General features: G+C 42.0%; 9 protein-coding genes. 6 read left to right on the top strand and 3 right to left on the bottom strand.

The window, feature by feature from the left end; translation table 11 throughout:
- Positions 1–250: 250 nt before the first annotated feature.
- The 3 genes from IEX81_RS15530 (at position 251) to IEX81_RS16640 (ending at position 1,692) form a co-directional block, all read left to right on the top strand.
- Complete coding sequence (locus IEX81_RS15530) at positions 251–901, top strand: ATP-binding cassette domain-containing protein (RefSeq protein ID WP_188804955.1); 651 nt, start codon at positions 251–253, stop codon at positions 899–901.
- A 110-nt stretch (positions 902–1,011) separates the two neighbouring features.
- Positions 1,012–1,215: a hypothetical protein gene (locus tag IEX81_RS15525; RefSeq protein ID WP_188804953.1), complete on the top strand. Its 204-nt coding sequence runs from the start codon at positions 1,012–1,014 to the stop codon at positions 1,213–1,215.
- Between the two features lie 243 nt (positions 1,216–1,458).
- Positions 1,459–1,692, top strand: a complete 234-nt coding sequence (locus tag IEX81_RS16640; RefSeq protein ID WP_229727646.1) for a hypothetical protein — start codon at positions 1,459–1,461, stop codon at positions 1,690–1,692.
- Between the two features lie 119 nt (positions 1,693–1,811).
- Here the strand turns inward: IEX81_RS16640 and IEX81_RS15515 are convergent, their stop codons facing one another.
- The 3 genes from IEX81_RS15515 to IEX81_RS15505 are packed head-to-tail and all read right to left on the bottom strand — an operon-like array spanning position 1,812 to position 6,284.
- Positions 1,812–3,455 (bottom strand): glycoside hydrolase family 13 protein, encoded by a 1,644-nt coding sequence (locus IEX81_RS15515; RefSeq protein ID WP_308424096.1) that lies wholly within the window; start codon positions 3,453–3,455, stop codon positions 1,812–1,814.
- On the bottom strand, positions 3,431–4,306 hold the full coding sequence (locus IEX81_RS15510) for an ROK family protein (RefSeq protein WP_188804951.1): 876 nt from the start codon (positions 4,304–4,306) through the stop codon (positions 3,431–3,433). Before IEX81_RS15510 ends, IEX81_RS15515 begins: the two co-directional genes overlap by 25 nt.
- A gap of 31 nt (positions 4,307–4,337) precedes the next feature.
- On the bottom strand, positions 4,338–6,284 hold the full coding sequence (locus tag IEX81_RS15505; RefSeq protein ID WP_188804948.1) for a sucrose-specific PTS transporter subunit IIBC: 1,947 nt from the start codon (positions 6,282–6,284) through the stop codon (positions 4,338–4,340).
- Positions 6,285–6,511: 227 nt separating this feature from the next.
- Here IEX81_RS15505 and IEX81_RS15500 point away from each other — a divergent pair, with 227 nt between their 5' ends.
- The 3 genes from IEX81_RS15500 (at position 6,512) to IEX81_RS15490 (ending at position 10,479) form a co-directional block, all read left to right on the top strand.
- Entirely contained in the window at positions 6,512–7,993 is a 1,482-nt protein-coding gene (locus IEX81_RS15500; RefSeq protein ID WP_188804946.1) for a sucrose-6-phosphate hydrolase, read from the top strand.
- 6 nt (positions 7,994–7,999) lie between these two features.
- The gene (locus IEX81_RS15495; protein ID WP_188804944.1) at positions 8,000–8,992 is read left to right on the top strand and encodes a LacI family DNA-binding transcriptional regulator; all 993 of its coding nucleotides are present in this window, start codon (positions 8,000–8,002) and stop codon (positions 8,990–8,992) included.
- 938 nt (positions 8,993–9,930) lie between these two features.
- On the top strand, positions 9,931–10,479 hold the full coding sequence (locus IEX81_RS15490) for a helix-turn-helix domain-containing protein (protein WP_188804942.1): 549 nt from the start codon (positions 9,931–9,933) through the stop codon (positions 10,477–10,479).
- Positions 10,480–10,495: the final 16 nt, after the last annotated feature.

The raw sequence follows: 10,495 nt of genomic DNA, 5'->3' as shown, positions 1-10,495 counted from the left end.
TAAGGGGAAGGCTTTCCCTTTTCAATTGTTTTTTGAATCTATTTACACAAGATTATTTAAACACTCTTTTCAAAAGACCAGAGTATTTATATAGTTTTTCTTTTATAAGTGGCACTATAGTATATTTATTAATAGGGTTGATCTTTATACCAAATATACGAATAATATCTTCAAATGATAGAAACTAGGTGACAAATTGGACAAGATAATAATTGAAAATCTAAGTTTTTGTTACCCAAAAAGCTCGTCAATGATTATTAGAGATATGAATATTGATTTTACACCAAACAAATTAAATGTAATCATTGGTAAAAATGGTGCTGGAAAAACCACTTTTTTCGACCTCTTGTCTGGATTACTTAAAACTAGGGGTGGAATAATAAAGAATGTACCTCATCAAAATGATATTGTATATCAAACTCAAACGAGTAATTTATTTGGAAGCTTGCTCGGTTCTGATTTAAAAAGATTTTTGTTCGGTACTTCAAATAATGGATATTCACCAATCGATGAGGAAAATATGTCCTCAAATGAATTATCTCTTTTAAGAAGATTATTACCTTTAAAAATATCTAAAATGTCTGGTGGCGAAAAAAGATGGTTACTAATATATCTACTAACACACTTGAACAAGAAACTATTTATCTTTGATGAACCTCTCAGCGGAATTGATCCAATTGAAAGAATTAACATATTAAATATGTTAGATACTCTTTCACATAAAAAAAATACCCTTGTTTTAATGTCAACACATGATCTACTTGAGTTACAACACATAGACTGTAATATTTACTTGTTGTTTCAAGGAAGTTTCATTTTTTCAGGATCTTATGGAGATTTCGTAAAGTACTTTGATAATAAGAATGCAAATTTGGCTTTTAAATATTTTGTCTCAAAATAAGAAATTCTGTTTAATCATATTATATTTGTCTATTTTATTGGAGAAATTTTGTAGAAATAAAATATGTAAACTCTTTGTATGTTCATTGAAGAGATAGAGGGGGCTTTTTTTTGGCTAGCTTAATTGAAAAAATTGTTGAAACAGGAAATATAAAAATCCATTTGATTCCCACAAATAAATTTAAAACAATCACAATGGCACTAAATTTTAAATCAGCATTTAATGATGAGAAAATGATTACGATGCGCGCTCTACTGCCCTATGCTCTGATGAATTTTATCCCCAAAAATATATTAGAGCAGAGATTGGATTGAGGAATTTCTCTTCCCGGAGAAAGCGCTGGAAGCATTGGGACGACAACCGCTGAACTTTGAGCTCATCCATGAAGAACTGGCTAAACCCAATGTTACACTCTCGCTTTTGCATCATGAATACGAAGTCAAATGTCGCCTCAATCATAAAACCCCCTATTCCTATCGAAGTTTTGTGCGGCATTACAGTCGCTATCGGAAAAGTACAAAGCGACCTTGCGCATTCGCCGAAAGCCGGGTGAAATCATGGAAGTGGATTGGACCGGATCCACAGCCTCTGTGATTGACAGGGATACCGGTGAAAAGATTAAAGCCTATCTCTTCATTGCGACCTTGCCGTGCAGTCAGTTCTCCTATGCCGAAGCAACGCTTTCCATGAACCTGTGGTCCTGGATCACGGCTCATCGTCACGCTTATGAGTATTTTGGTGGGGTGACGCAGATAACAACCCTACCACATAATAACATTATTCTCAGTTAAGAACTTTTTGTCCAGTTTCAATCTGCCAAAAGAATAGAACTGAAGGAGACTCGGTCTGACCGGATCTTTTTCAGTTCTGGAAAAGTTTTATGAATTGGATACACCATGCAAGTGTCCCTCTATTTTTTGATTTCATAGATAACTGCTTCATACGGACGTAATTCAAAGCGTTCCAATTGTATGGGCGAATTTGGATAATTGCTCAGTAACACTCGAATATCCCGAACTTGGCCCATGTCATATTGAAAAACTGCGGACTGTTCATAAAAATTACAAACCACAAGTAGTTCTTGATCCCCCATGACCCGTTTATAGGCGTAGACATTGGGATGATCGCGATCAAGCAATTCATATGTCCCTTCAGTAAAAATCGCTTTTTCTTTTCTTAGCGCAATCAGCTTTTGATAGTGATAGAAAACCGAATTGGGGTCTGCCAGATTATTGAAAACATTAATTGTATGGTAATTCGGATTGACTTTCATCCAAGGCCGCACGGATGAAAACCCGCCGTTTTCACGTTCATCCCATTGCATCGGTGTTCGGGCGTTGTCCCTTGCTTTCATCTGAATGGAATGCATGATCTCCTGCTCTGAATACCCCGCTGCGATACGTGCACGGTACATATTTTGCGTCTCAATATCCGGGTAATCATCAATAGATGCGAACTTTGCATGGGTCATCCCTATTTCTTCTCCTTGATAGATATAGGGCGTACCCTTCATGCCATGCAGCAGCGTTGCCAGCATTTTCGCTGATCGTTCACGATAAGGTCCATCGTTTCCCCAACGCGAGACAATACGCGGCAGATCATGATTATTCCAAAACAAGCTGTTCCAACCGCTCGAAGCGAAGGATTGCTGCCACTTGGTCATCACATCTTTAAGATCCGTCAAGTCAAGTTTTTTTAAATCCCAGCGATGTTTTCCCGGCTGTTTGTCTAAATTCATCGGCTCAAATTGAAATACCATGCTCAATTCTTCACGGGCTTCATCAGAGTACAGATGGCCGATTTCCGGGGTCGCGCCCCATGTTTCACCCACCGTTAGAAGATGTTTTGCGCCAAAGGTTTGCCTGTTCATTTCTTTAAGGTAGTCATGCAGCTTAGGGCCATTTTCTTTAATACCTCTATCGGGCTCCTTGCCGATTAAGTCAATCACGTCCATCCGGAAACCGCTTATGCCTTTTTCGATCCAGAAGTTCATCATATGATAAACAGCCGCGCGCACTTTAGGATTTTCCCAATTCAAATCAGGCTGCTGCTTGCTATAAAAGTGGAGATAGTACTGGCCGGTGGACGCATCGTATGCCCATGCTGATCCGCCGAAGTTAGACGTTAACTCATTCGGCTCATCCCGCCAGACATAAAAATCGCGATACGCATTGTTCTTCGATTTTCTTGATTCGACAAACCATGGATGCTGATCGGAAGTATGGTTGACGACAAGATCCATGATCAGCTTAATGCCTCGTACTTTGCATTCCTGAATCAGGTTCTCCATATCGTGCATCGTTCCGTACTGCTCCGCAATTTGGGTATAGTCACTGATGTCATATCCATTGTCAACTTGGGGTGATTGATAGACCGGACACAGCCAAAGGACATCGGCACCCAATTTCTGAATGTAGTCCAGTTTCCGGATGATTCCGTTTATGTCCCCAATTCCGTCCCGGTTGCTGTCCAGAAAACTTTTCGGATAAATTTGATAGACAACGCTGCGCTTCCACCAATCTTTTTCTATCATAAATTCCTTTGTTTGACGCATAGATTTTTCGCCAGCAAGAATCCCCCGATAATCCCCGCCTGATCATTAAGCCCGACCGGCTGAATATAGCTTTCTAAATCAGGAACAGCAACGTAATCCTTGAGCATCCGTTCAAACTGCTCACGGATCAGGTGGAAGATCTGCTTCTGCTTCATCATTCCGCCACCAAGAATAATGCGCTCTGGACGCAAGACGAGTGTGTAGCTTACCAGTGCCTGCGCCAGATAATAGGCCTCCAGTTCCCATACATCCGAACGCCCCGCAAGCTCAATACCCCTCTTGCCCCAACGTTTCTCAACCGCCGGACCGGAAGCCATGCCCTCCAGACAATTTTGATGAAATGGGCAATTTCCTTCAAACGTATCGTCCGGATGACGTTTGATCAACAGATGCCCCATTTCCGGATGACTGTACGCATTTAAAATACGCCCTTGATTAATAAAACCTCCGCCAATGCCCGTACCGATCGTCAGGTACAGGCAGCTTCGCGTCTCTTTCGCCTTTCCCAAAACATACTCGGCGTATCCGGCGGCGTTCACATCCGTCGTCCAGGCAATCGGTACATTATAATGCTCTTTCAACCCGCCGACAAAATCATAATCTTTCCAAAATGGCTTCGGTGTCGATGTAATCGACCCATAGGTTTCCGAGCCTTCATTAACATCAATTGGCCCAAAGGAACCGACGCCGACAGCATCAATCTTATACTGATCGAAAAATGTTATGATCGGTTTCATTGTCTCTTCCGGTTTCGTTGTCGGGACGGTAACCATGTCGATAATATTCATTTCTTCATCGCCGACCGCTGCGATAAATTTCGTTCCGCCTGCTTCAATTGAACCTAATAACATCAATTCCACCCCCTAAACGTTGATCGATCAATTATTTTCCGGTCACAGCGATCAGCGGGCTGCCCGGCGTTACATGTTTATGGCTGATACGCTCAACGGAAGCGTATTCCGCCGTATTTGTCACCACCGTGATGATCGTAGGATCATAGCCGAGCGCTTTAATTTTTTCCAGATCAAAGGTACAGAGCTTTTGGCCTTTTTTAATGAATTGATTCTGCTCTACGCTGCTTTCAAAATGCTGGCCCTTTAAGTTTACGGTATCAATCCCAATATGAATAAGAATTTCCGCACCGCTCGCCGTTCTTAATCCGTACGCATGATGTGAAGGATAAGCCACCGTCAGCAATCCGTCGCATGGCGCAAAAATCTTACCGTTCTCCGGAATGATTGCCGCACCTTTACCCATGAATTCTGAGGAAAACACCTTGTCGTTAACTTCTTTCAAGCTGACCGGTTTGCCTGCCGCAGATGCATAAATAATTTCATCCGAAACTTGCGGCTTGTCCTGATCGGAAACTGCATCCTCATCAGCAGCAACGCCCTCGCCCACTGCAGCTGCTTCAACGGCCATCGTGCGTTTGCCATAGACGAAGGTAGCCGCAAAGGCGATAACAAAACTAATCAGACCGCTCAGGAGAAACGGGAAAATCGACTGAGAACGAATACAGATAAATCCGATCACGCTAGCAGGGCCCATGGAAACCGCTAAGACATGAAATAAACCGATAAATATAGATGCGATACCGGAAGCGATCATCGCGCAAACAAAAGGATATTTTAATTTAAGATTCACACCGAAAATAGCCGGTTCGGTAATGCCGAGCAGGGCCGATATGCTTGAAGACGAGGCGAGACCCCTTTGTTTCTGATTCTTTGTGATAAAGAAAACAGCGAGGCAGGCCGCGCCCTGGGCAATATTCGCCATCGACGCAATCGGGAAGATAAAGGATCCGCCGGTTTTCGCTATATTCGCCAGTAACGTAGTTTCGATCGCCGGGAAGCTCTGATGCAGTCCTGTAACGACAATGGCTGAATAGAAGGTACCGAAAACGAGCGTACCAACAGGTCCTGTCGTGTTGTACAGCCACATAATCCCGGTTGTCAATCCGTCGCTGACATTGCGCATTACAGGTCCGACAAAGAGAAAAGTTAAAAAACCGGTAAGGATAATGGCAAGCATTGGCGTGAACGTGAAATCGAACGCCTTTGAAATACGTTTGTGAAAGAATTGTTCCAACTTTGCCAGAATAAAGGAGACAGCCAGTACGGGAATAACTTGACCTTGATAACCTGCCTGTGCGATATGCAGCCCGAAAATATTCCAGTAAGCTAGCTTTCCGGAAGCCGCCGCTGCTGCCACCACATATCCGTTGGTAAGCGCGGGATGAACCATAATCATGGCCATTGCCGCACCTAAATAAGGATTCCCCCCAAACCGTTTTGTTGCCGAAAAACCAATCAGAATCGGCAAGAAGATAAACGGAGCAGCAGACATCGTATTGATAAAGGCTGCAATATCCGTCAACCCCGGGTACAATTCAACGATAGACTTGGCGGTAAAAAGATGTTCCGCAGTAAGCACATTATTAAGAGCCATGAGCAGACCGCCAGCAACCAGAGCCGGAATAATCGGGACAAAAATATCTGATAAAACCTTGATAAATTGCATAAATATATTTCCCTTAGAACCGCTAGACTCCTGATTAACGTCTTCCTTTGTCATATCAGGAAGGCCTGCCTGTCGAATCAGTGCATCGTACACCTTGTCAACATCGCCGGGTCCGATAATAATTTGGTACTGCCCATTGGTCTTAAATGTTCCCTTCACATCGGGATGTTCATCAAGCGCAGCTTGATCAATTTTAGACTCGTCTTTAACCACTAAACGAAGACGAGTCGCGCAATGTGCAGCTGCCTGGATATTATCCCTTCCGTGAAGCGCGTTCAGTACATCTTGAGCAACTTTTTCGTGGTTCATATTGAACACCCTTTCAAAATATCTTTTGTTATATTGAAAACGCTTTAATATTAATATACTCTGTTTTTATAATATGTCAATCGTGCGTCATAAAATATCTATAAATTCATCTATTACACTTTATTTATCCCATTATATATGACATACGATTGACACAAAGTGATAATTAAGGTATATTTTCATTAAAAGGAAACGTTTTCTTTTTTTGATTGGAGGCCCGCGAAACAATGGAATGGAACAGAGCACTGCGCTATAAAAAATTCGACGATTGGTCCGATCAGGACAAAAAGGAGCTGCTTGAAAAAGTGCAGCACTCGCCATGGAGAATGGATGTCCATATCCAGCCCAGGAGCGGCCTGCTAAATGATCCCAATGGATTTTCTTATTACAATCATCAATGGCATCTCTTCTACCAAAGTTATCCGATGGGGCCGGTCCATGGTTTGAAGGCCTGGTACCATCTTATATCTGACGACCTTACCCATTGGGAGGAAAAAGGACTGGCGCTCGTTCCAGATAATCCTTATGACAGCCACGGCTGTTATTCCGGTTCCGCACTTCCTGTCGATGATAAACTGTTCATTATGTATACCGGCAACGTTCGCGATGCGGACTGGCAGCGCTATCCTTATCAGATCGGCGCCTGGATGGATGGAGCGAATAAAATAGAAAAAATAAAAACACCGTTGATCGCAAGCCAGCCGGATCACTATACGGATCACTTCAGAGATCCGCAAGTGATCCGGCGCAATGACCGCTATTATGCGCTCCTTGGCGCTCAAAATGATCAACTGATCGGGGAAATCGTCTTATTTGAATCTGAAGATTTATCTAATTGGTCGTTCATTGGTCCTCTAAATATTTCCGATCAATCTCTCGGGTTTATGATTGAATGTCCAAATCTCATTTTCATCGATGAGAAGCCGGTACTTATTTTTTGCCCACAAGGTTTAGATAAGAATATTCTAGATTACCGGAACATTTACCCGAATGTGTCACTCATTGGCGACCAAATAAATTTGGATAAGGCGACCTTTGTATCCAATCACGCGCTCCACAATTTTGATGAAGGTTTTGATTGCTACGCAACCCAGGCGTTTAATGCTCCGGACGGACGGGCGCTCGCCGTTAGTTGGGTCGGGCTGCCCGAAATCAACTACCCGACCGATCCATACGGATGGGCGCATTGCTTAAGCCTTGTCAAAGAATTATCAATCAAAAACGGACAGCTTTATCAAAATCCGGTACGAGAAACCGCAACCTTACGTCAAGATCATGCACAGTCGCAAGGAACACTTGATCGGCAATCACGAATTATCATCAAAGACTGCGCACCGGCCTATGAATTTGCCATCAATCTGCGTGGTAAAGGCAGCTGCCGATTAGCACTGGCGAAGAACGAGACGCAGTCGCTTGATCTGGACATCGACTTCCAAACAGGCATGCTGACGCTTGATCGCGCAAATGCCGGAGTCCCGTTCAGTGAAGCATACGGAACGGCACGGTGCACAACGATTTCCAAAGATGAACCGCTGCACCTTCAGATTTTTATCGATCATTCGATCGCCGAAATTTTCGTCAATCACGGCTATAAAGTATTAACGGCACGCTTCTTCCCTAATGACGATCAAACGCAGATATCCTTGAGGGCTTCAGTTTATTTGGATTATAATTATGACTATTGGAGACTATCAAAACGAAAAGGATAATCGATATTGAGGCCAAAACTAAATGACGTTGCCCGAGAAGCCGGCGTTTCTTCGACAACCGTATCCCGAGTCATCAACAATCATGGCTATCTCAGTGAGAAAACAAAAGACAAAGTATTTGAGGCAATGAAAAAGCTGAACTATCAGCCAAACTCGATTGCCCGATCTCTTCACGGCAAGCAGACAAATCTCATTGGCGTGCTCTTTTCTTCCGTGAGCAATCCCTTTTTTGGAGAGCTGGTTGAGAAAATTGAAAACAAGTTCTTCAAATTAGGCTATAAAACGATCTTGTGCAACAGCGCGGATAATAAAGAGAAGGAACGCGTCTATTTGAATATGCTGATCGCCAATCAAGTTGACGGCATTATTGCCGGCGCGCATAATCTTGGGATCAAGGAATATGAAAAAGCCGGCCTGCCCATTATTTCTTTCGACCGTTATTTGTCGGATACCATTCCGATTGTCAGCTCCGACAATTACCAAGGCGCGGTGCTTGCAACCCAGGAGCTTTACCAAAACGGCGCAAAAAGTATTTACCTATTTGCCAGCAGTCAAACACCGAACAGCCCGACAGATAAGCGGCGTACCGGTTATTTGGAGACAATGGCCCATCTGAACTTACCAGCCCATGAAAAAGTCATTTCGTCGTCAATGGCATCGAATGTTAAAGCGTTGCTTATTAAGCAAATTTTGACTACTGAATCCATAGATGGCATTTTTTGCACTGATGACCTCACAGCACTTATTGTCTTGCGGCAGGCAAAGGAACTCGGTCTTCGTGTTCCTCAGGATCTGAAAGTCATCGGCTATGACGGTACTCAACTGATCCAAAATTATCATCCGGAATTAACGACAGTCGCCCAACCAATTAATGACATGGCGGAACTGCTTGTTGAACTCCTGCTGCAGCGGATTGAAAATAAAAAAAGCGATTTGAAGCACCATTATATCCTTCCTGTAAAGCTCATACGCAACCCGTCCAGTTCGCAATTCTGCTAGCATAGAAAACATTTGCCTAAGTGGTGTGCGGATCAGGAGATTCCCCTTAGCTGGTTCCGGTATTGGTGGCACAAGTATATTAGGTGAAATTTTGAGTATAATTTTGGCTTTGTTGTCATTGGATTAATAATTTTTGCTTTGTGGCAACAAAGCCTTTAGTATCACTAAAATATACTGTGCAGTATGATGACTGAGAGCGAATGGATTAAACTTAGCAAGAAAGCAACACGGGGAATTACCTGAACATTTGCCCGATTATAAAATAAAGTTAAAAGTTATTATTATGTTTTCTTTTGGACTCATTTTCTCTATTACCTCATTAAGTTCTTATTTTGCACATAGATACTTAAATATTCCGATTATTATAGCATCATTTCTGTTTATGATCTACGGAACTACTGAAGTTCTATATTATAAATATTGGAAAACACTTGGATTTTCTATTGTTACTATTATTATTTTTATTGTCTCTCTTTTAGCATAACAATAATCGCAATGTTCCAAAACGCGATTTCTCTTTGCCAACCAATGGGCAGAGGGTATGACGAATTTTTTGCCATATATTCCGGAAAAAACAACTGTAAAATGCAAACACCAGCTGTCGTAACGATTAAAATAATAAACAAATATTTTAATAGCCTTGTTTTCATGCTTTTCTCCAAATTTTTTCGCAGTGTCCGTCACTGTTCATTAAAAATAAGCAATTTTTTAAGAATAATGTTATGGTCTGTTTTTCCATAATTTTCTAAATAACATAGTATATGTTATTAAAAGTACAGATTGTGTAATCAGAAATAATGATGAAATCAATGTTTTTACATTATGGTCAAATGCACCTAATATTCCAATTATCAAGCCCAATAAGATAAAAAATACACTTAGGTGAACTGACCCCCTAAAGTTGGACAATAAGAAATCTAACTTCAGGGGGTTTTAGTGTGACCAAATATTCTCTTGATTTTAAGATGAAGGTGATTCACGGATACTTAGCTGGGATGGGAAGCACCTCATTGTGCCATAAGTTCCATATTCCATCTAAACGTTCTGTTTTGAATTGGGTCCATCGCTATCAGGTAAAGGGTTTTGCAGGCTTAAAAAATTGCGATAAATGGCCAAAATATACCTGCGATTTCAAACTGGATGTATTAAAGTGGATGAAAGAGAACCATTCCACCCTTGAAAGTACAGCACTTCATTTCAAAATCTCTTCACCGTCAACGATTTATCAATGGGATCGACGGTTTGAAACGGTGGGTGTGGATGGGTTAAAAATCAAGCGAGGACGTCCACCTATGGGGAAAAAGAAGAATCCAGATCGTACGGCCAAAAAGAACGACAAGCTGAAAATAGCTTCTCAGTCTGATCAGGAGCGCCTTAAAGATCTGGAGAAAGAAAACAAATTGCTTCGGATCGAGAACGAGTATTTAAAAAAATTAGATGCCTTAGTTCGTCAGAGAGAGCAACACGAACGGAACAAACGCAAGTAGTTACTGAACTAAGGCA

The organism is Sporolactobacillus putidus, from assembly GCF_014647035.1.
Taxonomy (GTDB): domain Bacteria; phylum Bacillota; class Bacilli; order Bacillales; family Sporolactobacillaceae; genus Sporolactobacillus; species Sporolactobacillus putidus.
Note: the sequence above shows the minus strand (reverse complement) of the source record. Positions and strands in the feature narration are given on the sequence as shown.